Consider the following 25,345-nt stretch of genomic DNA (forward strand, 5'->3'; position numbering starts at 1 on the left):
GGCCTGGGGCAGAGTGCGATTGTCAGTCCACCTGCCGGCGCGGGTCCAGCACCGCGGCCAGCCGGTCGGCGGCCAGGGTGATGGCGGTGACCGCCAGGGTCAAAAGCAGGCCCGGATAGAGGCTGATCCAGTACTGGCCCGAGAGCAGGTAGGCAAAGCCGTTGGCGATGAGGCGGCCGAGGGAGGGCTCGGTGGCCGGGGCCCCCAGGCCGAGGAAGGAAAGGGTGGCTTCCAGGGAAATGGCGGCGGCCAGCTGCAGGGGCAGGATCACCAAGAGGGGCGGCAGGCAGTTGGGCAGCAGATGGCGCCACAGCAGGCGGGCGTGGGAGAGGCCCTGCAGGCGGGCGGCGGCCATGTAGTCCTTGCCCGATTCCACCAGGGCGGCGGCCCGGGCGCTGCGGGCGAAGTAGGCCCATTGGGAGGCGGCCAGGGCCAGGGCCACCTTGGGCAGGCCCGGGCCGGATAGGGCCAGCAGGGCCAGGGCGATGAGCAGGGCGGGGAAGGACAGCTGCAGGTCGGCCAGGGCCAGCACCAGCCGCTCCCAGCGGCCGCCGAAGTAGCCGGCGGTCAGGCCCAGGGCGGCCCCCAGGAGGCAGGCCAGGCCGGTACCGGTGCCCGCCACCAAGAGGCTCAGGCGCAGGCCGTAGACCATGGCCGAGAGCAGGTCCCGACCCTGTTCGTCGCTGCCCAGGAGATAGGTGCCGCCGGCTGCGGCGGCGCTGCCCGGGGGCAGGCGGGCGTCCAGGATGTCCAGGGCCGCCGGGTCGTAGGGGTTCTGGGGCGCCAGGAAGGGGCCGGCGAAGGCAGCCAGCAGGGTCAGGGCGAGCAGGAGCAGGGCCAGCTTGCCGGCGGGGTTGGCGGCGAAACGGGCGAGGAAAGTGCTAGAGCGGCACCCCGCGAGGCGGGCCAGAGTGCGGGCCGCAACGCCGCCGCCAGCGGAAGTGGAAATGGGAGTGGAATCGGGACGGGACTCGCTCATTGCCGCCCCTCCCGCACCCGGGGGTCGAGCCAGCCATAGAGCAGTTCCACCAGCAGGTTGAGGACCACGAAAAGGGCGGCAGCGAAGAGCAGGTAGGCCACCACCACGGGGCGATCCAGGGCGTTGATGGCGTCCATCAGCAGCTTGCCCATGCCGGGCCAGCCGAACACCGTCTCGGTGACCACGGCGAAGGCGATCAGGGCCCCCAGTTCCATGCCCAGCACGGTGACCACGGGAATGAGGGTGTTGGGCAGCACATGGCCCGTCACCACCCGGCTTTCCGTCAGGCCCTTGGCCCGGGCGAAGCGCACGTAGTCCTGGGCCAGGGCTTCCCTGCTGCCGGCCCGCACCAGGCGCACCACCAGGGCGGCCTTGTAGAGGGCTAGGTTGAGGGCCGGCAGCAGCAGGTGCCGCCAGCCGTCCAGGGTGAAAACCGACAGGGACAGGCCCAGCACTTCCCGGGTCTCGCCCCGGCCCCCCGGCGGCAGCCATTGCAGTTGCACGGCGAAGACCAGGATCAGCATCAGCCCGACCCAGAAGGCGGGCAGGGCGAAGCCCAGGGTGGAGGCGGCACCGATGAGGCGGCCGGCGAGGGAGGTCGGCCGGAGGCCGGCCCACAGGCCCAGGGGAATGCCCAGCAGCAGGGCCAGGAGGAGGGCGCTCGCGGCCAGTTCCAGGGTGGCCGGCAGGCGTTCCAGAATCAGGGAGAGGGCCGGCACGCCGTGGATGAAGGAGGTGCCCAGGTCGCCCCGGGCGGCGTTGCCGAGGAAGGTCAGGTACTGGCGCCAGAGGGGCTGGTCCAGGCCCAGGGCGGCGATGGTGCGGGCCGTGTCCGCCGGGTCGGCCTGGGGATCCACCAGCAGTTCCACCGGGTTGCCCACCACGTAGAGGGCGGCGAAGACCAGGGCGGAGACCGCCAGCAGGACCCAGGCCCCGTGCAGCAGACGGCGGAGGATGAAGGTCACGGTGCGGGTCTCGTCCGGGGTTGGGGCAGCTCGGCGTGCCTGCCGGCCTAGCGGGGCCGCACCTGGGCGGCGAAGGTGAATTCGTCGATGCGGGCCGGGTAGGCGAGGCCCGCGCGCAGGGCCCAGGTGGCGACCTGATGGTGCAGGGGGATTACCGGCAATTGCTGCATGGCCTGATCCATGGCCGTCTCGGCGGCACGGCTGCGGCGGGCCGGGTCGGTGCTGGCCAGGGCGCTGCGGATGTCCGCATCCACCCGGGCGTCGCTGAAGCGGCCCCAGTTCCAGGCGCCCCAGCCGCTCTTCTCGTCCGGGGTGCCGAGCAGGGTGCGCAGGGCGAAGTCGCCGGAGAGGGAGCCCCAGCCGAGCAGGGCGGCGCTGAAATCGGCATGGCGCAGACGGCCGAAATAGGCGGCCAGGGGCAGGGTTTCCACCTTGGTCTTGACCCCGATGCGGCCGAAGAACTGGGCCAGGGTCTGCAGGATCTGTTCGTCGTTGAGGTAGCGGTTGTTGGGGCCGTGCAGGGTCAGGGCGAAGCCCTGGGGGTAGCCCGCTTCGGCCAGCAGGCGCTTGGCCCCTTCGGGATCGTAGGGCTCCGCCGCCGGCTGCTGGCCGTGGCCGGGAATGCCCGGCGCCACCAGGCGGCTGGCGGGCACGCCGAGGCCGTCCAGGGTGCGGGCGGCGAGGGCCTCCCGGTTGATGGCCCGGGAGAGGGCCTGGCGCACCTTGAGGTCTTTCAGGGGATTCTTTGCCAGGGGCTTGCCGGCCAGGTCGGTGACGAAGGGCGAGGCGTCGCGGAAGAGGTCCAGTTGCAGGAACAGGGTGCGCCAGGAGACGCGCTGCTCCAAGCGGAAGCGGGCGTCCTTCTTCAGCCTGGCCACATCGGTGCCGGGCACGCCTTCGATCATGTCCACCTGGCCCGCCAGCAGGGCGGCGAGGCGGGCGGCATCCGCCGGCAGGATGCGCAGGGTGAGCGTATCCCACGCGGGCTTCTCGCCCCAGTAGCCGTCGAAACGGGCCAGTTCCACCGCCTCGCCGCGGCGGAACTTGACCAGGCGGAAGGGGCCGGTGCCCACCAGGGCCTTGCCGCTGTTGAAGTCATCCGTCGTTGCCTTGGCCGCGGTCTTCTTCGAGACGATGAAAATGGAGGCCAGGTCCAGGGGCAGGGGGCCGTAGGGCTGGGCCGTGGTCAGGCGCAGGGTGTGGGCGTCCACCACCTTCTTGCCGCTGATGGCCCTGGTGAAGCCGGTGAAGGGGCCCGGGCTCTGGGTGAGGCTGGCGGGGCGCTCCAGGGAGAAGACCACGTCCTCCGCCGTGAGGGGGCTGCCGTCGTGGAATTTCACCCCGGGGCGCAGCTTGAACTCCCAGGTGGTGGGATTGATGGCCTGCCAGGACTGGGCCAGGCCGGGCACCAGCTGGCCGTCCTTGTCCACCGCCACCAGGGTCTCGAAGAAGTGGCTGGCCACGGCGATGTTGGGGGCGGCGTTGAGGTAGTGGGGGTCCAGGGAGGAAACGTCGGCGGCCAGGCCCACGCTGAGTCCGGCCGCCCGCAGGGCCGGGCTGGCGAGGAGCAGCAGGGGAAGCAGGAGGAACAGCAGCAGACGACGGGCCATGGGGTTTCTTCGGGGCGTAGGAATGAAGCGCGTTGGATGAGGCCGACAACGGAATGATGGGGCCATGGAGGCGCCAGTCTACCGAGGCCGGCGGCTGGGGGAAAGGACGGCGGCCATCGCGGAGCGGCGTTGCTGCGGCATCAGCCGGCGGTGGTAAGTGGTGGAAGGCGACAGTCGCCGGGCGCTGCCGGGTGTGGGGGCAAGGTGCGGCGGATGAAAGGGACCGGCTGGCTGGCGGGGAAGGCGGCAGCAAAGCGGGCGAGATAGATGGGAAAACAACACGGGCGCCAGTCCCGGGGTTGCTGCTTCCAGACTATCGGCCTGGAAGCAAGTAGGGACGGACATTCCGGCCTGTCGTGGCTGAAGAATGGCGTCCTGCCTGCCTCCCAGGGCATGCCATAAAAGCATTCCGCCCCGCCCGGAGCCGGCTGCCGGCAGGGGCGCCGGCAGGCCGGGTGTCAGCGGCGGCTCAGCAGCAGGCCGCACTCCAGGTGGTCGGTGTAGGGGAACTGGTCGAAGGCTGCGGCCGCGGCGATGCGGTGGGTGTCGTGCAGGGCCGCCACGTTGGCCTTGAGGGTCTCCGGGTTGCAGGAGATGTAGAGGATGTGGTCGAAGCCCCGCACCAGTGCCAGGGTGCCGTCGTCCAGGCCGGCCCGGGGCGGGTCCACGAAGACGGTGGAGAAGCGGTAGCCCTTCAGGTCGATGCCGGCCAGGCGGGTGAATTCCTTGGTGCCGCTGTAGGCTTCGCTGAATTCCTCGGCGGAAATGCGCACCACCTTGACGTTTTCCACCCGGTTGGCTTCCAGGTTGTACTGGGCGGCATGGACCGAGGTCTTGCTCATTTCCGTGGCCAGCACCCGCTCGTAGTGGGGCGCCAGGGCGATGGTGAAATTGCCGTTGCCGCAATACAGCTCCAGCAGGTCGCCGCCCAGGGTGTCGGCCTGGGCACAGGCCCAGGCCAGCATCTGCCGGTTTACCTCGCCGTTGGGCTGGGAGAAGGCGCCCTCGATCTGCTGGTAGCGCAGCTGGCGGCCTTCCAGTTCGAAGCTTTCCTCGACCCAGTCCCGGCCCAGGACCAGTTTCTGCCCGCGGCTGCGGCCGATGAGCTGGATGTTGAGCCGCTGCGCCAGGTCCCGGGCGGCCGCTTCCCACAGGGGGCGCAGGGGCCGCTTGTACACCAGGGTCACCAGCAGTTCGCCGCTCAGGGTGGAGAGGAAGTCCACGCGGAACAGGTAGTCCTTGAGCAGTTCGCTGGCCTGCAGTTCGTCCCGCAGCCGCGGCATCATCTCGCAGATGGTGGCGGAGGCCACGGGGAAGGTTTCCAGGGGCACCGCTTCCCGGGGATTGTCCGGGTTGAACATGGCGTAGGCCACCTGGCCCTCGCGGCGGACGATCTGGAACTCGGCCCGCAGCCGGTAGTGCAGGGGGGCGGAGCGGGCGATGTGGGGCTCGGGCAGATCGAAGGGGGCGAAGTCGGCCCGGTAGCGGGCGATCTTTTCGGCCAGCAGGGCGTCGTAGGCGGCGGGGTTGATTTTGCGTAGCGGCATGGTCTTGGCAGGGCGGCAGTCACGGTGCGCCGGCGGCATGACAGGGGGCGTGACCGGGTGGGTGTTCGGGTCGGGCGGGCCGGCGCAGCCGCAATATACACAACTCGCCGGGGCCTTTCAGGATTTTGTGCCGGGGCGGCGGGGGCGGCCCCGGGGCCGCCCTAGAGCTTGAGCCGGTGGCTTGCCGCCAGGGCCTGCAGCCGGGCCTGGGCCTGGGTGAAGTCAAAGTCGCGCACGGCCCGGGCCAGGGGCGGGAAGTCCTCGCCCAGGGCGCCGTGGAGCAGGGCCTCGTGTTCGTCCAGGAGCTTTTCGCAGGCGAAATCGTCGTTCGCCAGCTGCTGGGCCAGGCGGGCGCAGACTTCCTCCACCTGCATCCAGTTCACCGTGGCCTTGGCCGCCGGCACTTCCTGGGTGGCCAGGACGGCGGCGATGGCGTCCACCAGCGGGGGCAGGCTGTCGGCGATCTTGCCCAGCAGGTCCTGCAGCAGATCCGGGGGGTTCCGCTGGCGGATGGCGTGCTCCAGCCTTTCGGCCAGGTCGCGCAGGGGCATGGCGCCGATCTGGGCGCTGACGCCCTTGAGGGTGTGGGCCTCCCGTTCGGCCCCGACCCAGTCCCCGGCATCGATGGCCCGGGCCAGCCGTTGCGGGGCGTCGCGCTGGCCGCTGACGAACTTGTCCATGAGGCGCAGGTAGAGGCCTTCCCGGTCCAGGGCCTGGTGCAGGCCCAGGGTCGCATCCAGCCCGGGGATGCCGGCGAAGGGCTGGCGGTCGGCCTTGGCTGGGGCCGCGACCGGCGGCGCCGGCGTGACGGTGCCGGGCAGCGGCGCGGCGGCCTGCGGGGCCACGACGGGCGCGCCGGGGGCCAGCCACTTGAGCAGCTTGCCCAGCAGGTCCCTCGGGTCCACCGGCTTGGCGATGTGGTCGTTCATGCCCGCCGCCAGGCAGCGTTCCCGGTCCTGCTCCATGGCGTTGGCGGTCATGGCCAGGATGGGCAGGACGGCGGCGGGGAACTGCCTGCGGATTTCCCGGGTGGCGGCGATGCCGTCCATGACCGGCATCTGCATGTCCATCAGGATCACGTCGTAACGCTGCTGGCGCACCTTTTCCAGGGCGCTGGCGCCGTCGTCCGCCACATCCACCACCATGTTGGCGCCGGCCAGGAATTCGCTGGCCACTTCCTGGTTCAGCTGGTTGTCCTCCACCAGCAGTACCCGCAGGCCGGCCAGGGGCGCCAGGTCGGGCAGGGCCTCCGGGTCGGCCACGCTGTGGGGGCCGTCCTCGTGGTCGAGGATGCGCATCACGGTGTTGAACAGCTGGGAAGGACTGACCGGCTTGATGAGGATTTCCTCGATGCCCTGGAGGCCGCTCTCGCCGGCGCTGCGGGCCAGCTCATCGCGGCCGTAGGCGGTGATCATCAGCACCAGGGGCGGCTGGGGCAGCTCCAGGCGGCGGATTTCCCGGGCCGTGGCGAGGCCGTCCATTTCCGGCATCTGCCAGTCGAGGAAGACGATGTCGTAGGGCTCCCCGGCGGCGCTGGCCCGCTGCAGTTCGGCCAGGCAGCGGTTGCCCGAATCGGTGTCGCTGACCTGGAAGCTCATGCTGCGCAGCATGTCGCAGACCACGTCCCGGGCATGGTCGTGGTCGTCCACCACCAGCAGGCGGCGGGTCCGCAGGTCGGGCCGGGGCTGGGCCCGGTGGCGGGCGGTGCTGCTCCGGCCCAGGCGGGCGGTGAACCAGAAGGTGGAGCCCCGGCCCGGCTCGCTCTCGGCCCCCACCTGGCCACCCATCAGTTCGGCCAGGCGCTTGGCGATGACCAGGCCGAGGCCGGTGCCGCCGTACTTACGGGTGGTGGAACTGTCGGCCTGCTGGAAACTGTTGAAGAGGGTGGGCAGTTCCCCGGCTTTGATGCCGATGCCCGTGTCGTGCACGGCAAAGCGCAGCAGCACCTCCTGGCCCTGGTCTTCCTCCAGGCCGACGTGGATGGCCACCTCGCCCCGTTCGGTGAATTTCACCGCGTTGCTGGCGTAGTTGATCAGCACCTGGCCGATGCGCAGGGGGTCGCCCACCAGGTGGCGCGGCACCTCGTCGGCCATTTCGATGACGAACTCCAGTCCCTTGCTGGTGGCCCGCTCCGACATCAGGCTGGAGACGTCCTCCAGCACCTTCTCCAGGTCGAAGTCGATCTGCTCGATGTGCAGCTTGCCGGCCTCGCTTTTCGAGAAGTCCAGGATGTCGTTGATGATGCCCAGCAGGTGCTGGCTGGAATGCTGGATCTTGCGCAGGTATTCGCGCTGGCGTTCGTCCAGGTCGGTCTTCAGGGCCAGGTGTGTCATGCCGATGACGGCATTCATGGGGGTGCGGATTTCGTGGCTCATGTTGGCCAGGAAGTCGGCCTTGGCCTGGGCCGCCGCTTCGGCCAGGGCTTTGGCCTGGGCCATCTCCGCCAGGATGCGGCGCTCCTCGCCGATGTCTTCCACGGTGCCGGCCATGCCCTTTTCCGGGGCGTTGCGGTCGATCACCTGGGCCATGATGCGGCCCCAGAAGCGGCTGCCGTCCTTGCGTACCAGCTCCAGTTCCTCGCGGAAGTAGCCGTGGCGGGCCAGGCCCTCCCGCACCCGCTCGCCCACGGCGAGGAAGGTGGCCTCGTCCGGGTACCAGATGCGGGTGCTCTGCTCCAGGATTTCCCCCGGCTCGTAGCCGAGAATTTCCTCGATGGTGCGGTTGCAGCGGCGGATGATGCGGTCCCGGGTGAGGATGATGCCGATGCGGGCGGCGTCGAACACCGCCTGCTGCTCCTGGTTGGCGTCCCGCAGGGATTTGGCCAGCCCCACCAGCTCGGCGGTGCGCTCCTCCACCAGCACCTCCAGGTGGTCCCGCTCCTGCCGGATGGTCTCGTTCTGGGCGGCGATGTGCTGCTGCAGCAGGTTGAAGTTCTGCAGCAGCATGCGGATCTCGCCGCTGCCCTGGACCTCCACCGGCTCCAGGGGAATGTGGCCGGCCCCGGTTTCGCCGATCTGGCGGGCGGCCCGTTCCAGGGGCGCCAGGGAGCGGCGCACTCCCAGCCACACCAGCAGGGCCACCAGCAGGGTGATGAGGGCGGCGCCGCTGTAGATGCGCGTGGTGGCCCGCTCCAGGGGAGCGAAGGCTTCCCGGGTCGGCAGGTAGGACACCACCATCCAGTTGGCGGTAGGCACCATGGTGGCGGCGCTGATGATTTCCAGGCCCTTGGAATCCACGGTCTGGCCCGGGCCGGTGTAGCCCTTGAGGCGCCGGTCCAGCAGGGGGTTGATGCCGGGAGCCGGCAGCTTTTCCAGGACCCGGGTGGGGTCGGTGCTGGCGGCGAAGATGCCCTGGTCCAGGGCGTAGACGTGGAAGCCGCCGCTCTGGCCGTTACGAACTTCGTCGGTGAGGTGCAGGGGGCTGCCCGGGGCGATCACGTCGGCACCGCAGAGGGCGCCGAGGAAGGTGCCGTCGGCGGCGATGACGGGTACCGCCACCAGCAGCACCGGCTTCTTGGCGAAGCGGCCGAACCAGACCCGGATGGCCGGCTTGCGGGTGTCCCGGATGCTGATGAAATAGCTGCTGTCGTTGTAGGGCGTGCCGACGTGGCCCCGTTGCGGATACTCGGCGGTGCGGATGCCGTTGGCGGCGATGAAGTAGATGTCCCGGGAAAAGATGCGGCTGGCCACCGTCTGCTCATTGAGGAAGGTCTGGATCTGCCGGGGCGAGTTGAGGGACTGGGCAACCAGGTGGCGGGCCAGGCCGTCGATGACGTCCAGGCGCAGCCGCAGTTCCGCTTCCAGGGTCCGGGCGAGGAAGTCGGCGCCGGTCTTCTGCTCCTGGCCGATGAGGACCACCGAATCCCGGCGCAGGGCGTCGGCCACGTAGTAGGCGAGGGAACCCATGCCCAGGGCGAAAATGAGGGCGCAGAAGAGGGCTGCCTTGATCTTCAGGGGCAGGCTTTCGATTTTTCGGCGCATCCGCGTTGCTAAATTGCCCATCCGCACTCCCGCTCAGGCTCGATCCTGGTTCCGTCCGCCATTCGGACAGCGGCGGCGGCCTTTGATTCACCAGGCATGGCCGGGCCGGCTCGCCGCCCATGGTTCCAGTGTCAAAAATTCGGGGGCGTCTTGTCAATCGGCATATGCCGAATGCGAGGCGGCGATTGTCCCGGGGGGCGCCGGGAGCAAAAAAAAACGGGGCCTGGGGCCCCGTTTCGTGGTTGCGGCAGGTTTGGCTCAGACGGCGGCCAGGGCCTGTTCCAGGTCGGCGATGAGGTCGTCGATATGCTCGATGCCGATGGACAGGCGCACCGTATCCACCGTGACGCCGGCCTTGGCCAGTTCTTCCGGGTTGAGCTGGCGGTGGGTGGTGGAGGCCGGGTGGCAGGCCAGGGACTTGGCGTCGCCGATGTTCACCAGGCGGGTGAACAATTGCAGCGCGTCCTGGAAGCGGGTGCCGCCCTCGATGCCGCCCTCGACGCCGAAGGTGAGGATGCCGGAGGGCTTGCCGCCCAGATATTTCTTGGCCAGGGCGTGGTCCGGGTGGTTTTCCAAGCCGGCGTAGTTCACCCACTTCACCTTCTTGTGGCTCTGCAGGTATTTGGCCACGGCGATGGTGTTGTCGGTGATGCGCTCCATGCGCAGGGCGGCGGTCTCGATGCCCTGCAGGATGAGGAAGGCGTTGAAGGGGCTGATGGCGGCGCCGGTGTTGCGCAGGGGTACGACCCGGGCGCGGCCGATGTAGGCGGCGGGGCCCAGGGCTTCGGTGTACACCACGCCGTGGTAGGAAACATCGGGCTCGTTGAGGCGCTTGAAGCGGGTCTTGTGCTCGGCCCAGGGGAATTTTCCGCTATCGACGATGATGCCGCCGATGGAATTGCCGTGGCCGCCCAGGTACTTGGTCAGGGAATGCACCACGATGTCGGCGCCGAACTCGATGGGACGCAGCAGGAAGGGGCTGGCCACGGTGTTGTCCACGATCAGCGGAATGCCGTTGCGGTGGGCGATCTCGGCCAGCTTCTCGATGTCGGTGATGTTGCCCAGGGGGTTGCCGATGGTTTCGGCGTAGATGGCCTTGGTCTTGCCGTCGATCAGCTTCTCGAAGGAGGCCGGGTCCCGGTAGTCGGCGAAGCGCACCTGGATGCCCAGCTGGGGGAAGGTGTGGGCGAACAGGTTGTAGGTGCCGCCGTAGAGGGTGGCGGTGGAGACGATGTTGTCGCCGGCTTCGGCGATGGTCTGGATGGCGTAGGTGATGGCAGCCTGGCCGGAAGCCAGGGCCAGGCCGGCGATGCCGCCTTCCAGGGCGGCGACGCGCTTTTCCAGGACGTCCTGGGTGGGGTTCATGATGCGGGTGTAGATGTTGCCCGCCACCTTCAGGTCGAACAGGTCAGCCCCGTGCTGGGTGTTGTCGAAGGCGTAGGAGGTGGTCTGGTAGATGGGTACCGCCGCCGCCTTGGTGGTGGGATCGGGGGAATAACCGGCATGTACGGCCAGGGTTTCGAGCTTCGGCATCAGGAGTCTCCCTTGTTTGGATGATCGGTGGGGCGGCCCCTCGGTGGCCGCCATGACAGTGGATGAGAGTCTAGCACTAAAAAAGCGGTTTTCTAGATCGATTGGGTATATGCAAACTACGAGTTGGTTCCTAGGGACTTTCCCGGGAAGTACCTAGGACGAACCCTGGGGGCGCCGAATATTACTTTCGTTTTATGCGCAAAGGCATAAAATTAAATCAAGCCAACCACTATAAGAAAAGAGGTGTGCCATGCGTCCCCTCGACCTTATCCGAGCCTTCTTCAGCGGTAGTCCCTTCTCCCGGCGGGAACGGGAGGAAGTGCGCAGCCAGATCAACTTCTGCCGCGTGGCGGCTGAATGGACGGCGGTGCGCCGCGAAGTTACCGCCTGGGTGGTGGACGGGCGTACGCCCGGGCCCATGTGGTGCGAGCGCCTGCCCCGGCTGGAAGAACGGCCCCTGGGCCGCTGGATCGCCAGCGGCGCCCGGCGCAACTTCGGCGATCTGGGTTCCTTCTCCGATTTCGCCCGCATCCACCGCCAGGTGTGCGAGGACGTGCGGACCATCGCCCGGGCCCAGGCCCAGGGTGACGAGCAGGAGGCCAGCCGCAGCTTCCACCACGACTTCGAGCCTCACTACCGGGAGTTGCGCAGCTGGCTGGTGCATCTGGCCGACCTGTTCGACGCCGGCTGCGCCCAGGGCATGGAGGAAGAGTTTCAGTTCACCCAGCCGGCGATGATGCGGTAGAGGGCGGCGGGCAGGCCGACGCAGAGCAGGGCGAAGACGGTCAGTTTCAGTTCGGCCCACTGGCCGTCCCAATAGCGGCCCTGGAACCAGGCCCACCAGTCGGGGAGGGCGGCCAGTCTCAGGTCTTCGGCAAAGTCGGCAGCGTCGTCGAACATCATGCGCCAGATGTCCCGCAGGGGCGGCACCGACAGGGCCAGGCAGGCCAGCAGCAGCCAGGGATGGTCCACCCAGGGGATGAGGCTCTGCAACACCCGCGCCTAGCCCCGCTGCAAGGTCTTCAGTTCGTACAGCAGGTCCAGTGCCTCTCGCGGCGAGAGGCTGTCCGGATCGATCTCCCCCAGCCGCTCCAGGGCCGGGTGGGCCGGAGCTTCCGGCCCCTCGTCGGGCGCCGGGACGGCGGCGAAGAGGTCCGGCTGCAGCGGGTCCACCGCGGCACGGGTTTCCAGCTGCCGCAGTTCCTTCTTGGCGGCCCGCACCACCGCATTGGGAATGCCGGCCAGGGCCGCCACCTGAATCCCGTAGCTCTGGTTGGCCGGGCCTTCTTCCACGGCATGGAGGAAGACGATGCGGTCGCCGTGTTCCACCGCGTCCAGATGCACATTGACCAGGGCCGGGTATTCGTGGGCCAGGCGGGTCAGCTCGAAATAGTGGGTGGCGAACAGGGTCAGGCTGCGGTTCTTTTCCAAGAGGTGGCGCAGGATGGCCATGGCCAGGGCCATGCCGTCGAAGGTGGAGGTGCCCCGGCCCACCTCGTCCATCAAGACAAGACTTTGTTCCGTGGCGTTGTGCAGGATGGCGGCGGATTCGGTCATTTCCACCATGAAGGTGGAGCGGCCCGAAGCCAGATCGTCGGAGGCGCCGATGCGGGTGAAGATCTGGTCCATGGGCCCCAGGCGGGCCGCCTTGGCCGGCACGTAGCAGCCGACGTGGGCGAGCAGGGCGATCAGCGCCGTCTGCCGCATGTAGGTGGATTTACCGCCCATGTTGGGGCCAGTGATGAGCAGCAGGCGGCGTTCCGCTTCTTCGCTTTCCCCCAGGTCCAGGTCGTTGGGGATGAAGGTGTCGCCCTGGGTCTGCAACTCGTTTTCCACCACCGGGTGGCGGCCCGCTTCCAGCCACAGGCCGGGCCGGTCGGTGAATTCGGGGCGGCACCAGTTGCGGGCCACGGCGGTGTCGGCGAAGGAGGCCAGCATGTCCAGCTGGGCCAGGGCCCGGGCCACCGCCTGCAATTGGGGCACCACCGGCTGCAACTGATCCAGCACCTGCTCGTAGAGCCACTTTTCCCGGGCCAGGGCCCGGTCCTGGGCGGAGAGGGCCTTGTCCTCGAAGGCCTTCAGTTCCGGGGTGATGTAGCGTTCGGCGTTCTTCAGGGTCTGGCGCCGGCGGTAGTCGTCCGGCACCTTGTCGGTGTTGGCGTGGGTGACTTCGATGTAGAAGCCGTGCACCCGGTTGTATTCCACCTTGAGGGTGGCGATGCCGGTGCGTTCCTTCTCCCGGGCTTCCAGGTCCACCAGGAAGGCGCCGCAGTTGTCGTTGAGGGCCCGCAGCTCGTCCAGCTCGGCATCGAAGCCGGTGGCCATGACGCCGCCGTCCCGCACCATGGCCGCCGGTTCCTGGGCGATGGCGCGCATGAGCAGGTCGATGGCCTCCACCGGCGCTTCCAGCTGGCCCCACAGCTCACCCAGCAGGGGCGAGGGATGGCCGGCCAGGGGGCGGCGCAGTTCCTCCAGGCAGGCGAGGGAGTCGCGCAGGCTGGAGAGGTCCCGGGGCCGGGCGTTGCGCAGGGCGATGCGGCCGGCGATGCGCTCCACGTCGGCAAAGCCCTTCAGGCCGGAACGCAAATAGCTGGACAGGGCCAGGTGGTCTTCCAGCAGGGCGCCGATGGCGTCGATGCGGGCCGCCGGCACCGCCCGGTCGCGCCGGGGGTGGTGCAGGGCGTGGCGCAGGTAGCGGGCGCCCATGGCGGTGATGCAGGAATCCAGCAGGGAAAACAGGGTGGGGGAGGCTTCGCCCCGCAGGGTCTCGGTCAGCTCCAGATTGCGGCGGGTGGCGGCGTCCAGCCCCAGATAGGCGGACTCCCGCTCCACCATGAGGCCCTGGACGTGGGGCAGGGCCTGGGTCTGGGTGGCCTGGGCGTACTGCAGCAGGGCCCCGGCGGCCCCCAGGGCGGGGCGCAGGTCTTCGGCGGCGAAGGCGGTGAGGCTCTGCACCTTGAAGTGTTCCAGCAGCAGGCGCTTGGCCGCTTCGGCGTCGAAATGCCAGTCGGGGCGGCGGGTGGTGGCGGCGCTGATGTTCACTTCCGGCACCAGAGAATCGGGCAGCAGCACTTCGGCCGGGCGGATGCGTTCCAGGGTGGCGGCCAGCTTTTCCGTGGCCACTTCGCTGACGCGGAATTCACCGCTGGCCAGGTTGAGCCAGGCCAGGCCCCAGACGCCGCGGCCGCCGGTCAGGGCCATGAGCAGGGTGTCCCGCTTCTCGTCCAGCAGGGCGGCGTCGGTCAGGGTGCCGGGGGTGACGATGCGGGAGACGGCCCGCTCCACCGGGCCCTTGCTGGTGGCCGGATCCCCCACCTGTTCGCAGATGACCACGGATTCGCCCATCTTCACCAGCTTGGCCAGGTACTGCTCCACGGCGTGGTAGGGCACCCCGGCCATCTTGATGGGCAGGCCGGCGGACTGGCCCCGGGTGGTGAGGGTGATGTCCAGCAGGCGGGCGGCCTTTTCCGCATCCTCGAAGAACAGCTCGTAGAAATCCCCCATGCGATAGAAGAGCAGGGTGCCCGGATGCTGGCTCTTCAGCGCCAAATACTGCTGCATCATCGGGGTGTGGCCGGAGGGATCGCTGTTCTTCTTGGTTGCCATGGGCTTCGAAAAAATGGATGGGCGCGGCAGGGGCCGCCGAAGGGGCGGATTATCCCGTGTCTGGCGGCGGGGGGGAAGGTCGGGGGGAGAAGTCTGGCCGAATTTCCCTTGGGGCGGGAGGGGGACTTAAGGTTGGCTTAATCCTGGCTGCCAATACTGCCTCCCGTATTCACTTTGGGAGACCCAAATGTATTTCCCCAGACCCCTGGCCATGGGCGTCGCCCTGGCGCTCCTGGCCGGCAGCACCCTGGCCGCATCGCCCACCTCGCCTGCCGAACTGCAGGCCGCCTGGCTGGCGGAGGCCCGGCAGTCCAATCCCGCCTTGCGCGCCTTTTCCGCCGAGCGGGGCCGCAGCTTCTTCAGCACTACCCATGGCAGCGACTGGAGTTGCGCTTCCTGCCATACCAGCAACCCGGGCCAGGGCGGCGCCCATGCGGTGACCCGCAAGCTGATCGAGCCCCTGGCCCCGGCGGCCAATCCCCGTCGTTTCAGCGATGCCGCCAAGGTGGACAAATGGTTCGGCCGCAACTGCAAGGATGTGCTGGGCCGGGCCTGCACGCCCGAGGAGAAGGGCGACCTGCTGGCCTATCTGCTGACCGTCAAACCCTGAGGATCCATGCCATGAAAACACTACAGAGCCTGTCCCTGGCAACGCTGCTGCTGGCCGGCGGCGCCTGGGCCGGCGACCATCGTTATGCCCTGTCCCCTACCTACGCGGCGGAGTGCGGCAGTTGCCACGTCGCCTATCCGCCGGCATTGATGGATGCTGCCGGCTGGAAAGTGACCCTGCAGCAGCTGGAGCGCCATTTCGGCAGCGACGCCAGCCTGGAGCCCCAGGCCCAGCGGGAGATCGCCAGCCTGCTGCAAGCCCAGGCCAGTACCCGCAGCGCCCATGAGGGCAAGGGAGCGGCGCCGCGTCTGACCACCACCGCCTGGTTCCAGCGCAAGCATCGGCCCGAGGAGCTGCGCGGCTACCCGCTGCCCAAGGTGCCGGCCGGCGCCAAGGCCACTCCCATGGCCCAGTGCCAGCAATGCCATCGCCGGGCTGAACAGGGCGATTTCGGCGAAGGCTCCCTGCAGCCGGCCGATGGCCGTCGATGAGGAACCGCCATGACTATCCATGAGCAACAACGTATTACCGCCGCCAACGCGTCGGATTCCTTCCCCGGCAGAATCCTGGTGTGGGATATGCCGGTGCGCCTGTTCCACTGGAGCCTGGCCCTGGCCTTCACCATCGCCTTCATCACCAGCGAGTCGGAACGCTGGCAGCTGATTCACATCGCCAGCGGCTACGTGGTGGCGGCCCTGATTGTCTTCCGCCTTCTGTGGGGGCTGGTGGGCAGCCGTTACGCCCGCTTCAGCCAGTTCGTCAGGGGCCAGGCGGCGATCCGCGAGTATTTGCTCGGCATGCTGCGCTTGCGCCCGCCGCACTACACCGGCCACAATCCCGCCGGCGCCCTGGCCGTGCTGGCGCTCCTGGGCCTGGGCCTGCTGACGGCCGCCACCGGCTGGATGACCTTCAACGAGGTGGCCGGGGACTGGCTGGAAGATTTCCATGAAGGCGTGGCCTCGGCCATGCTGGGGCTGGTCTTCGTTCATGTGGCAGCCGTGCTGTGGAGTAGTCTGCTGCACCGGGAAAACCTGGTCGCCGCCATGTGGCACGGTTACAAGCAGGGCCGGCCGGAAGACGGCATTGCCCGCCGTCACCTGCCGGTGGCCGTGGGGCTGCTGGCCCTGATCGGCGGCGCCATTGCCCTGGCGCTGGCGTGATTGGATAGGGCGCACAATAGAGAGGTCCGGCAGCAATCATGCGAATTCTCATCGTGGAAGACGACCAGGCCCTGGGGGAAGGCATCCAGATGGGCCTGCGCCAGGGCGGCTGGCAGGCCGACTGGGTGCAGGATGGCGAGGCTGCCGGCCACGCCCTGGCCAGCGAGCCCTTTGCCGCCCTGGTGCTCGACCTGGGGCTGCCCAAGGTGTCCGGCCTGGAGGTGCTGCGCCAGCTGCGGGCCCGGGGCGATGCCATGCCGGTGCTGATCCTCACCGCCCGGGATGCGCCGGATGACGTGGTGGCCGGCCTCGATGCCGGGGCCGACGACTACATGATCAAGCCCTTCAACCTGCAGGAACTGGGCGCCCGCCTGCGGGCCCTGACCCGCCGCCGCGGCGGCCGCGCCGTGCCGGAAATCGTCCATGGCAATCTGCGCCTGGACCCGGCCGGGCGGCGGGTGACCCTGGCGGGGCAGGCGGTGGAACTGTCGGCCCGGGAATTCGACCTGCTGCACGAACTGCTGGCCCAGGCCGGCCGGGTGCTGACCAAGGCGCAGATCGAATCCCATCTCTATGCCTGGGGCAGCGAGCTGGAATCCAATGCCATCGAAGTGCACATCCATCACCTGCGGCGCAAGCTGGGGGCCGACCTGATCCGCACCGTGCGCGGCGTCGGCTACCTGATCCCCGAAGCCGGCCGGAGCCCGGCGCCATGATGCGCACCTATTCCCTGCGCCTGCGCATTCTCTTCGGCATCCTGGCCGCCGTTGCCCTGGTGTGGAGCGTGGTCGGGGCCATCGCCTACCGGGAGGCCCGGCACGAGGCCGAAGAACTGCTCGATGCCCACCTGGCCCAATCGGCCACCCTGCTGTTCGCCTTTCTCGGCGACGAGGCCGACGACATCGGCGAACGACTGCCCCGGCACCGTTACGACAAGAAGGTGGCCTTCCAGGTGTGGGATGGCGAGCGTCTGCTGACCCGGTCCCACCGGGCGCCCGACAGCCGTCTGTCGCCGCGGGAGGAGGGCTTTTCCGATGTGCATATCGACGGCAAGGCGTGGCGCGTCTTCAGCGTGCGCGATGCCCGCCGCCACTACCTGATCCAGGTTGCCGATGCGGCCGAAAGCCGGGCGGAGATCAGCAACGAGGTGGCCAGCCATCTGCTGCAGACCATGGGCGTGGGCCTGCCGGTCCTGGGCCTGGTGCTCGGCATTTTCGTCCTGCTGGCATTCCGCCCCCTGTCCCGTCTCGCCGATTCCATCGGCGCCCAGGCGCCCCAGCGCCTCCAGCCCATATCCCTGGCCGAGGCCCCGCGGGAAGTGGTGCCGATTCTGGAACGTCTCAACCGTTTGTTCGAACAGGTCCGGCGTGCCCAGGACGATGAGCGCCGTTTCACCGCCGATGCGGCCCACGAATTGCGCACGCCCCTGGCCGTGCTGCAGACCCATGCGGAAGTGGCCCAGGCCGCCGGCGACGACGAAACCCGGCAGCGGGCCCTGGCCCATCTGGTCAGCGGCAGTCGCCGGGCAGCGCGGCTGGTGGATCAGCTGCTGACCCTGGCGCGGCTGGACGCCCAGGCCGAATTGCCGGACCAGGAAGCCTGCCCCCTGCGCCGCCTGGCGGTGGAAACCGTGGCCTCCCTGGCCCCGGCCGGCTTCGACAAGGGGGTGGAGCTGGAGGTGGAGGAGGGGCCGGAAATCAGCGTCACCGGTTCGCCCCTGCTGCTGCAGGTGCTGCTGCGCAACCTGCTGGATAACGCCATCCGCCATACGCCCGCCGGTGGCCGGGTGCTGGTCTGCTTCCAGGCGCAGGGGGACGGCGGCGCTGATGCCGTCCTGCATGTGCGCGACAGCGGCCCGGGCATTCCCGCGGAGCAGCGCCAGGAGGCCCTGGCCCGCTTCCGCCGGCTCGATCCGGGCGCCGGTGACGGCCACGGCCTGGGCCTTTCCATTGTCACGCGGATCGCCGAACTGCATGGCGCCCGCCTCAGCCTGGGAGCCGCCGCCGATCTGGGGGGGCTGGACGTGGCGATTGCTTTCCCGGGCCGTGCCCGGCAGCCGTTTCCTCCCCTGGGTGATTGACTAGCTGACTTGAACCAGTGCGTCATGCACACTGAGTGGTCCCGTCCCATTCCCGCAAGGATGACTGTGAATACCTCGCCCATTGCTGCCTCCTATATCGATGTGGACCTGCGCCAGGTCATCTACGCCCTTTCCGACGCCCTCGACCTGGTGGGCATCGACGACGTGGCCCACGGCAAGCGGGTGGGCATCATGGCGGCGGCCTGCGCCCGGGTCATGGGGCTGGACCGGGGCGACACCACCTTTCTCTTCGACCTGGGGCTGCTGCACGACATCGGCGTTTCCTCCACCCGCACCCACAATCACCTGGTCAGCGAATTCGACTGGCAGATGTCCCAGGAACACTGCAACGTCGGCTGCGAGCTGCTGCGGGACTTCGGGCCCCTGGCCGCCATGGCCGAGCCGGTGCATTACCACCACACCCACTGGCAGGACCTGCAGGGGCGGGCCGACGTCTCCCGCCAGGTAGCCGAGCAGGCCAACCTGATCTTCCTGGTGGACCGGGTGGATGCCCTGACCGCGCCCTACTACAGCAGCGGCAACGTGCTCATGCAGGCGCCGGCCATCCGCCAGAAAATTCGCGACAGCGCCGGCACCTTCTTCGCCCCGGAGCTGGTGGAAGCCTTTCTCCAGGCCTCTGCCGCCGAGGCCTTCTGGCTGCGCCTGGAGCCCCGGGGCATCCAGTCCGCCCTGGAGGACATGCTGGCCCAGGGTCAGCCCTGCCGCGCCTCCCTGGCCCAGCTGAAGCAGCTGGCCGGCATCTTCTCCCGCATCGTCGATGCCAAGAGCCCCTTCACTGCCGAGCATTCCCTCGGTGTCGCCCGTCTGGCCCGGCACCTGGCCGAAGCCATGGGCGTACCCCAGGCCAACTGCGAGCGCCTGGAAATCGCCGGCCTGCTGCACGACCTGGGCAAGCTGCGGGTGCCCGACGAGGTGCTGGACAAGCCGGGCCAGCTCGACGAGCGGGAACGCAAGATGATCAACGCCCACAGCTTCGAGACTTACCAGATCCTGCACCGCATCCGGGGCTTCGAGGAAATCGCCGCCTGGGCCTCCTATCACCACGAGGAGCCGGACGGCAGCGGCTACCCCTTCCACCTGACCGTGGACGCCATGTCCCGGGAGGCCCGCATCCTGCGGGTGGCGGACATTTTCCAGGCCATGGCCCAGGACCGTCCCTACCGGGCCGGCCTCTCGGCCGATGCCGTGCTGCAGTTCCTCCAGGAACTGGCGCACCAGGGCCGCATCGACGCCGAGGTGGTGGCGGTGGCGGCCCGGGACATGGCGGCCGCCATGCGGGCGGCCCGGCCTGCCGCCGCCTGATGCCGTCGGAGAGCGGCTCCGGTGCTTGGCCCGAAGGGGCCTGGAATGCGACCATGACGCCATTGCGGCGTCGTTAGAAAAGGTGAATGACGATGGATGTGGTCTATCTGGTCTACGGCCTGGCCTTCCTCCTCATGGGCGTGGTCATCGTCGTCCGCTACGACCACCGCAGCCATCTGCAGCTGTCCCGCATCCTGTGGATGCTGGCGGCCTTCGGTTTCGTCCACGGCTTCCTCGAATGGACCGACCTGTGGCGCGAAGTGCGGGGCGACGTGCCCTGGCTGGCCGCGACGCGCCCCTTCCTGCTGCTGCTTTCCTACCTTTTCCTGTTCGAGTTCGGCCGCAACCTGGTGCTGGCCTCCCTCGCCCCATCGCCCTGGCAGGCCCGTGTACGCTGGCTCCTGGGGCCCTGGCTGTATTTCCCCATGCTCCTGGGCGTCGCCCTCGGCGCCGGCCTCAGCGCTGCGCCGCTCCTGGGCATGACCATCTGGTCCCGCTACCTGGGCGGCTTTCCCGCCAGTCTGCTGACCGGCATCGGCTTCTACCTCTACTGCCGGCAGGTCCTGCTGGAGACCATGCCGGCGGCGGAGCAGCGCTCCATCCGCCTGGCCAGCAATGTGGCGGCCGGGGCCTTCATCCTCCATGCCGTGCTGGGGGGCATCGTGGTGCCCCGGGCCGACTGGTTCCCGCCGTCCCTCATCAACCAGCAGGCCTTCCTCGAACTGTTCCACGTCCCGGTGCAACTGCTGCGGGCGGCCTGCGCCGTGCTGGTGGCCCTGGCGGTGATGGGCCTGCTGAAGATATTCCAGCTGGAGAGCCTGCAGCGGCTGCAGGATGCCCTGGCGTCGGCGGAGCAGGCGAGCCGGGCCAAGTCCGAGTTCGTCGCCAACATGAGCCACGAGCTGCGCACCCCCATGAACGGCGTCCTCGGCATGGCCCAGGTGCTGCGGGAAACGCCCCTGGACGAGGAGCAGCGGGAATACGTGGAGGTCATCAACAGCAGCGGCGAATCCCTGCTGGCCATCATCAACGACATCCTGGACCTGTCGAAGATCGAAGCCGGCCGGCTCGACCTGGAGAGCCGGGACTTCGACCTGGGGCAGCAGCTGGCCCAGGTGATGGAACTGTTCGCGCCCCAGGTGCGGAGCAAGCGCCTGGAGATGCACCTGCATGTGGAGCCGGACGTGCCCCTCAAGCTGCGCGGCGATCCGGGGCGATTGCGCCAGATCCTGGTCAATCTGGTGGCCAACGCGGTCAAGTTCACCGCCCGGGGCGAGATCACCCTCTCGGTGTGGCGGGAAGGGGAGAGCGGCGGCAACGTCATCCTGCGCTTTGCCGTCAGCGACACGGGCATCGGCATCCCGGCGGAAAAGATTCCCCAGCTGTTCGCCCCCTTCACCCAGGTGGACGGTTCCATCGCCCGCAAGTTCGGCGGCACCGGCCTGGGGCTTTCCATCAGCAAGCACCTGGTGGAAATGATGGGCGGCTGCATCGGCATCAACAGCCAGGCCGGCCAGGGCGCCACCTTCTGGTTCACCGTGGTGCTGGCCCGGGGCGAGGCCTAGGCCGGCACCGCCACCGTTTCAGCCGGCGTCCGGATAGAGCCCGCACAGGGTGCGTACGGCGGCCCGGATCGCTTCTGGCCGGGTGTTGCCGAAGCCCATCAGCAATCCCCGTGAGGCGCCGGCCCCGGGGCCGACCCGGTAGGCCGACAGGGGCGTGACGCCGATGCGGTGGGCGCGGGCGGCGGCGGCCAGGGCCAGGTCGTCCACCCGCCCGGGCAGATGGGCCAGCAGGTGCAGCCCGGTGGCGGCATGGGTGACGGAAAACCGCGCTTCTCCGGCTTCCCTGAGGGCCTCGAGCAGGGCGGCCCGCCGCTCCCCGTAAAGGGCCCGGGTGCGGCGGATGTGGGCGCCCAGGTGGCCGTTGCCGATGAATTCGGCCGCCGTGGCCTGGATCGAGGCGGGTACCCGGTGGTCGGTGCCGTTGCGCACCGTCTGCAGCACCTCCACCAGTTCGTCGGGCACCACCAGATAGCCCAGCCGCAGGCCCGGGGCCAGCAGCTTGCTCAGGGTGCCGATATAGATGACCCGGCCGTTGCGTGCATCCAGGGCCTTCAGCGCCGGGGTCGGCGCCCCTTCGTGGCGGAACTCGCTGTCGTAATCGTCTTCCAGGATGAAGGCGTTGGCCTCGTCGGCCCATTGCAGCAGGGCCAGACGTCGCTCCAGGCTCATGGTGACGCCCAGGGGATACTGGTGGGAGGGCGAGACCAGGGCCAGCCGCGCCTCCGGCGCCCGCCGGCGGCCGTCCTCCACCTCCAGGCCCGCGTCATCCACCCGGATGCCCACCGCCGTCACGCCGGAGAGGACCAGGCTGCGGTAGGCGGCGTCGTAGCCGGGGTTTTCCACCCACACCGAATCCCCCGCATCGGTCAGGGCCAGGGCGGCGATGGCGATGGCCGCCTGGGCGCCGGGGGCGATGATGATGTTGTGCGGGCGGCAGACCACGCCCCGGGCGGCGCCCAGGTATTCGGCCAGGGCCACCCGCAGGGCCAGCAGCCCCTGGGGCTCGCCGTAGGACAGGTCGGGGGCCGGATGGCGGCGCCAGAAGCGGCCGTCGAGGCGGCCCCAGAGGGCGTAGGGAAAGGCATCCAGGGCCGGCAGGCCCGGCGTCAGGGGCCAGGCGGCCTGGGCCATGGACATGGAGTCGGGGCCGCGCAGACAGCGGGCGCGCTGGGAGCCCGGCGTGCTTGCAGGTCCTGCCGCCGGCCGCCGTGGGGCAGCGTTTCTGGCGGAAGCGGCAGACGCGATCGAAGCGCTGCCCCCAGGAGCCGGTGCCCGGGCCGGGCCGGCGGCGTGGGCTGCCACATAGGTCCCCGATCCCTGGCGCGCCTCGAGAAAGCCTTCGGCGATCAGCTGCTCGTAGGCGCCGGAGACGGTGATCCGGGACAGCTTCAGTTCCGCCGCCAGCACCCGGGAGGCGGGCAGGCGGATGCCGGCCTGCAGGGTGCCGTCCGCCACCCCCTGGCGGAAGAAGCGCACCAGCTGCTCGCGCATGGACAGCCGGCTGCCCGCCTCGGGTACGAAGCGGTTCCAGATCGGGTAGGCGGTGGCACGGGTTCTCATGGGGAGTTTCTCAGCTTGGTGGGAAGCGCAGTTCGGTGAACGGGAATCGGGAAAAGCGGCGTCGGCAGCGGCTGGAGAAGCGCGGCAGGCGACATCCGGCACAGTCCGGGCTATGGCAAAGTGGTCTTATTAATTATCAAAAGTGGCAATTTATACAAGGCCATTTTGCCGCCACACTGGCGGGGCTGACAAGGCCAACCGACGCCCCAGGAGACCGCCCGTGAACACCCAATCCCTCAAGCCCGCCGACCTGCTGCACCCCACCGTGGCGGCCCTGATCTCGGTCATCGTCAATTACGGCGGCACCTTCATCCTGGTTTTCCAGGGCGCCAAGGCGGCCGGCCTGAGCCCGGAGCAGACCGCCTCCTGGATCTGGTCCATTTCCGTGGGTGTCGGCCTGACCGGCGCCTGGCTGAGCTACCGCTACCGGGAGCCCATCATCACCGCCTGGTCCACCCCCGGCGCCGCTTTCCTCATCGCCGTGCTGCCCACCACGCCCTATGCGGAAATGATCGGCGCCTACATGCTCTCCGCCGTCGGCTTCATGGTGCTGGGCGTCTCCGGCTATTTCGAGCGGGTGGTGAAGATGATTCCCCCCGGCATCGCCGCCGGGCTGCTGGCCGGCATCCTGCTGCGCTTCGGCATCGGCGCCTTCGGCGGCGCCGGCATGGACCCGCTGCTGGTGGGGGTGCTGGTGCTGACCTATGCCCTGCTGCGCCGCTTCACCGCCCGCTATGCCATCGTCGGCGTGCTGGTGGCCGGCATCCTGCTGCTGCTCGGGCTCGGCCAGGCCAGCTTTGCCGGGGTCTCGCTGAAGCTGGCCCTGCCGGTGTTCACCACGCCCGCCTTCTCGGTGAATGCCCTGCTCAGCGTGGCCCTGCCGCTCTTCGTCATCACCCTCACCGGCCAGTACATGCCGGGCATGCTGGTGCTGCGCAACGACGGCTTCAAGACCAGTGCCAGCCCCATCCTGGCGGTGACCGGTCTGGGCTCCCTGCTGATGGCTCCCTTCGGCTCCCATGCCTTCAACGTGGCCGCCATCACCGCGGCCATCTGCACCGGCAGGGAATCCCACGAGGAGCCGGGCAAGCGCTACATCGCCGGCCTGGCCTGCGGCGTGTTCTACACCCTGGTGGGCATTTTCGGCACCACCCTGGCGGCCCTCTTCGTGGTGCTGCCGCCCACCTTCATCACCACCCTGGCCGGCCTGGCCCTGCTCGGCGCCATCGGCGGCAGCCTGGCCACGGCCCTGGTGGATCTGCGGGGCCGGGAAACGGCCCTGATCACCTTTCTCGCCACTGCCGCCAACGTCACCCTGTTCGGCCTGGGGGGCGCCTTCTGGGGCCTGCTCGCCGGCCTGGCGGCCCACGCCCTGATCCACGGCGACCTGCGCCTCCTGCGCGGCATGCCCCGCCTTGGCCAGTCCGCGGCCGGGGACGGGCGCTAGGCCGGGCGGGAACCAGCAATGGCGCCGGGGCTGCCGGCGCCTCGTCCATCAGCAACAGAGAAAGGTAACGAGAGATGAACAACCCAAATGATCTGCCCCGGCCGCCATACGACCAGGCCCCCGGAGCGCTGGGCCGCATCGACCCCGAAGCGGCCCGCTACGTGGCTGCCGAATATGCGCGGCAGCGGCATTCGATCGAACTGATCGCCTCGGAGAACATCGTCAGCCGCGCCGTGCTGGAAATGCAGGGCTCGGTGCTCACCAACAAGTACGCGGAAGGCTACCCGGGTCGGCGCTATTACGGCGGCTGCGGCCCGGTGGATGGTGTGGAAGCCCTGGCCATCGCCCGGGCCAAGGGCCTCTTCGGCTGCGCCTACGCCAACGTGCAGCCCCATTCCGGCAGCCAGGCCAATCAGGCCGTCTATCTGGCCCTGTTGCAACCCGGTGACACCATTCTCGGCCTGGGTCTGGCCGCTGGCGGCCACCTCACCCACGGCGCGCCCATGAACCAGTCGGGCAAGTGGTTCCGCGGCGTCGCCTATGGCGTGCGGGCGGACGACCACCGCATCGACATGGCGCAGGTGGAGCAGCTGGCCTATGAATATCGACCCAAGCTGATCATCGCCGGCGGGTCCGCCTATTCCCGCATTCTCGATTTCGCCGAGTTCCGCCGCATCGCCGACCGGGTCGGGGCCCGGCTGCTGGTGGACATGGCCCATTTCGCCGGCCTCGTCGCCGGCGGCGCCCATCCGTCGCCCCTGCCTTACGCCGACGTGGTGACCTCCACCACCCACAAGACCCTGCGCGGGCCCCGGGGCGGCCTCATCCTGAGCAACGACGCGGCCCTCGGCAAGGCCATCGATTCCGCCGTTTTTCCCGGCCTGCAGGGCGGACCCCTGATGCACGTGATCGGCGCCAAGGCGGTGGCCTTCGGCGAGGCCCTGCAACCGGAGTTCCGCAGCTATGCGGGCCCGGGTGGTGGAAAACGCCCAGGCCCTGGCCGATGCCCTGGCAGCCGGCGGCCTGCGCATCGTCTCCGGCGGCACCGACACCCACCTGGCGGTGGCCGACCTGCGCCCTTTGAATCTGACCGGCAATGTGGCGGAGAAGGCCCTGGAGCGGGTCGGCATCACCCTCAACAAGAACGCCATTCCCCACGATCCGCAAAAGCCCATGGTCACTTCCGGCATCCGCGTCGGCAGCCCGGCCGGCACCAGCCGGGGCTTTCGCACCGCCGAGTTCCGCCTGATCGGCGGTCTCATCGTGCATCTGCTCGAAGCCCTGGCCGCCAATCCGGAAGCGCCGGACCCGGCAGTCGCCGCTGCGGTCCGGGCCCAGGTGGCGGAACTGTGCCGCCGCTTCCCCTTGCCTTACTGAGGC

18 protein-coding genes and 1 pseudogene are annotated in these 25,345 nt (G+C 69.0%); 10 read left to right on the forward strand and 9 right to left on the reverse strand.

From position 1 onward, the window contains the following. Positions 1–22: 22 nt before the first annotated feature. From OEL49_RS05660 to OEL49_RS05685, 6 genes are all read right to left on the reverse strand, one after another. The gene (locus OEL49_RS05660) at positions 23–979 is read right to left on the reverse strand and encodes an ABC transporter permease (RefSeq protein ID WP_287874189.1); all 957 of its coding nucleotides are present in this window, start codon (positions 977–979) and stop codon (positions 23–25) included. After that, positions 976–1,944 carry an ABC transporter permease gene (locus OEL49_RS05665; protein WP_287874190.1) on the reverse strand — a complete coding sequence of 323 codons (969 nt, stop codon included), beginning with the start codon at positions 1,942–1,944 and terminating at the stop codon, positions 976–978. Before OEL49_RS05665 ends, OEL49_RS05660 begins: the two co-directional genes overlap by 4 nt. Positions 1,945–1,991: 47 nt before the next feature. Continuing rightward, entirely contained in the window at positions 1,992–3,554 is a 1,563-nt protein-coding gene (locus OEL49_RS05670) for an ABC transporter substrate-binding protein (RefSeq protein WP_287874191.1), read from the reverse strand. 458 nt (positions 3,555–4,012) lie between these two features. Beyond that, positions 4,013–5,101 carry a tRNA (uridine(54)-C5)-methyltransferase TrmA gene (trmA, locus tag OEL49_RS05675; RefSeq protein WP_287874192.1) on the reverse strand — a complete coding sequence of 363 codons (1,089 nt, stop codon included), beginning with the start codon at positions 5,099–5,101 and terminating at the stop codon, positions 4,013–4,015. A 161-nt stretch (positions 5,102–5,262) separates the two neighbouring features. After that, positions 5,263–9,081 carry a response regulator gene (locus tag OEL49_RS05680; protein WP_287874193.1) on the reverse strand — a complete coding sequence of 1,273 codons (3,819 nt, stop codon included), beginning with the start codon at positions 9,079–9,081 and terminating at the stop codon, positions 5,263–5,265. Between the two features lie 258 nt (positions 9,082–9,339). Beyond that, entirely contained in the window at positions 9,340–10,614 is a 1,275-nt protein-coding gene (locus tag OEL49_RS05685; protein ID WP_014237298.1) for an O-acetylhomoserine aminocarboxypropyltransferase/cysteine synthase family protein, read from the reverse strand. A 250-nt stretch (positions 10,615–10,864) separates the two neighbouring features. Here OEL49_RS05685 and OEL49_RS05690 point away from each other — a divergent pair, with 250 nt between their 5' ends. Continuing rightward, the gene (locus OEL49_RS05690) at positions 10,865–11,359 is read left to right on the forward strand and encodes a CZB domain-containing protein (RefSeq protein ID WP_014237299.1); all 495 of its coding nucleotides are present in this window, start codon (positions 10,865–10,867) and stop codon (positions 11,357–11,359) included. Here OEL49_RS05690 and OEL49_RS05695 read toward each other — a convergent pair. Together OEL49_RS05695 and mutS are read right to left on the reverse strand one after the other, a co-directional pair. After that, a complete protein-coding gene (locus tag OEL49_RS05695) occupies positions 11,329–11,607 on the reverse strand; it encodes a hypothetical protein (protein ID WP_287874194.1) in 279 nt (92 codons plus the stop codon). The genes OEL49_RS05690 and OEL49_RS05695 overlap by 31 nt on opposite strands. Positions 11,608–11,616: 9 nt before the next feature. Beyond that, positions 11,617–14,220 (reverse strand): DNA mismatch repair protein MutS, encoded by a 2,604-nt coding sequence (gene mutS, locus OEL49_RS05700; protein WP_287874195.1) that lies wholly within the window; start codon positions 14,218–14,220, stop codon positions 11,617–11,619. Positions 14,221–14,407: 187 nt separating this feature from the next. Here mutS and OEL49_RS05705 point away from each other — a divergent pair, with 187 nt between their 5' ends. The 7 genes from OEL49_RS05705 to OEL49_RS05735 all read left to right on the forward strand — a co-directional run bounded on the left by OEL49_RS05705 (position 14,408) and on the right by OEL49_RS05735 (position 20,958). Next, positions 14,408–14,830, forward strand: coding sequence for a DUF1924 domain-containing protein (locus tag OEL49_RS05705; RefSeq protein ID WP_205230268.1), 423 nt, complete (start codon positions 14,408–14,410; stop codon positions 14,828–14,830). An 11-nt stretch (positions 14,831–14,841) separates the two neighbouring features. Next, positions 14,842–15,321, forward strand: a complete 480-nt coding sequence (locus tag OEL49_RS05710) for a cytochrome C (protein ID WP_205230269.1) — start codon at positions 14,842–14,844, stop codon at positions 15,319–15,321. Positions 15,322–15,330: 9 nt separating this feature from the next. Beyond that, positions 15,331–15,990, forward strand: coding sequence for a cytochrome b/b6 domain-containing protein (locus OEL49_RS05715; protein ID WP_287874196.1), 660 nt, complete (start codon positions 15,331–15,333; stop codon positions 15,988–15,990). 38 nt (positions 15,991–16,028) lie between these two features. Beyond that, a complete protein-coding gene (locus tag OEL49_RS05720; RefSeq protein ID WP_014237305.1) occupies positions 16,029–16,706 on the forward strand; it encodes a response regulator transcription factor in 678 nt (225 codons plus the stop codon). Continuing rightward, positions 16,703–18,070 (forward strand): ATP-binding protein, encoded by a 1,368-nt coding sequence (locus tag OEL49_RS05725; RefSeq protein WP_205230271.1) that lies wholly within the window; start codon positions 16,703–16,705, stop codon positions 18,068–18,070. Before OEL49_RS05720 ends, OEL49_RS05725 begins: the two co-directional genes overlap by 4 nt. Before the next feature lie 60 nt (positions 18,071–18,130). Next, entirely contained in the window at positions 18,131–19,393 is a 1,263-nt protein-coding gene (locus OEL49_RS05730; protein WP_014237307.1) for an HD-GYP domain-containing protein, read from the forward strand. Positions 19,394–19,479: 86 nt separating this feature from the next. Further along, positions 19,480–20,958 (forward strand): hybrid sensor histidine kinase/response regulator, encoded by a 1,479-nt coding sequence (locus OEL49_RS05735; RefSeq protein WP_205230273.1) that lies wholly within the window; start codon positions 19,480–19,482, stop codon positions 20,956–20,958. Positions 20,959–20,976: 18 nt separating this feature from the next. Here OEL49_RS05735 and OEL49_RS05740 read toward each other — a convergent pair whose 3' ends face one another. Further along, complete coding sequence (locus OEL49_RS05740; protein WP_287874197.1) at positions 20,977–22,518, reverse strand: PLP-dependent aminotransferase family protein; 1,542 nt, start codon at positions 22,516–22,518, stop codon at positions 20,977–20,979. A 220-nt stretch (positions 22,519–22,738) separates the two neighbouring features. Here OEL49_RS05740 and OEL49_RS05745 point away from each other — a divergent pair, with 220 nt between their 5' ends. Together OEL49_RS05745 and glyA are read left to right on the forward strand one after the other, a co-directional pair. After that, positions 22,739–23,965: a benzoate/H(+) symporter BenE family transporter gene (locus OEL49_RS05745; RefSeq protein WP_287874198.1), complete on the forward strand. Its 1,227-nt coding sequence runs from the start codon at positions 22,739–22,741 to the stop codon at positions 23,963–23,965. A gap of 74 nt (positions 23,966–24,039) precedes the next feature. Further along, positions 24,040–25,342: pseudogene (gene glyA, locus OEL49_RS05750) on the forward strand (serine hydroxymethyltransferase). The last annotated feature ends 3 nt before the right edge of the window (positions 25,343–25,345 follow it).

The organism is Azospira sp. (genome assembly GCF_030247495.1).
Taxonomy (GTDB): Bacteria; Pseudomonadota; Gammaproteobacteria; order Burkholderiales; family Rhodocyclaceae; genus Azospira; species Azospira oryzae.

Bases quoted from the DNA above. Each gene is read 5' to 3' on its own strand.
- OEL49_RS05685 (WP_014237298.1), bottom strand. From the start codon at position 10,614: ATGCCGAAGCTCGAAACCCTGGCCGTACATGCCGGTTATTCCCCCGAT.
- mutS (WP_287874195.1), bottom strand. From the start codon at position 14,220: ATGGCAACCAAGAAGAACAGCGATCCCTCCGGCCACACCCCGATGATG.
- OEL49_RS05670 (WP_287874191.1), bottom strand. From the start codon at position 3,554: ATGGCCCGTCGTCTGCTGCTGTTCCTCCTGCTTCCCCTGCTGCTCCTC.
- OEL49_RS05725 (WP_205230271.1), top strand. From the start codon at position 16,703: ATGATGCGCACCTATTCCCTGCGCCTGCGCATTCTCTTCGGCATCCTG.
- OEL49_RS05735 (WP_205230273.1), top strand. From the start codon at position 19,480: ATGACGATGGATGTGGTCTATCTGGTCTACGGCCTGGCCTTCCTCCTC.
- OEL49_RS05690 (WP_014237299.1), top strand. From the start codon at position 10,865: ATGCGTCCCCTCGACCTTATCCGAGCCTTCTTCAGCGGTAGTCCCTTC.
- OEL49_RS05730 (WP_014237307.1), top strand. From the start codon at position 18,131: ATGACTGTGAATACCTCGCCCATTGCTGCCTCCTATATCGATGTGGAC.
- OEL49_RS05705 (WP_205230268.1), top strand. From the start codon at position 14,408: ATGTATTTCCCCAGACCCCTGGCCATGGGCGTCGCCCTGGCGCTCCTG.
- OEL49_RS05740 (WP_287874197.1), bottom strand. From the start codon at position 22,518: ATGAGAACCCGTGCCACCGCCTACCCGATCTGGAACCGCTTCGTACCC.
- trmA (WP_287874192.1), bottom strand. From the start codon at position 5,101: ATGCCGCTACGCAAAATCAACCCCGCCGCCTACGACGCCCTGCTGGCC.
- OEL49_RS05710 (WP_205230269.1), top strand. From the start codon at position 14,842: ATGAAAACACTACAGAGCCTGTCCCTGGCAACGCTGCTGCTGGCCGGC.
- OEL49_RS05660 (WP_287874189.1), bottom strand. From the start codon at position 979: ATGAGCGAGTCCCGTCCCGATTCCACTCCCATTTCCACTTCCGCTGGC.
- OEL49_RS05715 (WP_287874196.1), top strand. From the start codon at position 15,331: ATGACTATCCATGAGCAACAACGTATTACCGCCGCCAACGCGTCGGAT.
- OEL49_RS05680 (WP_287874193.1), bottom strand. From the start codon at position 9,081: ATGCGCCGAAAAATCGAAAGCCTGCCCCTGAAGATCAAGGCAGCCCTC.
- OEL49_RS05720 (WP_014237305.1), top strand. From the start codon at position 16,029: ATGCGAATTCTCATCGTGGAAGACGACCAGGCCCTGGGGGAAGGCATC.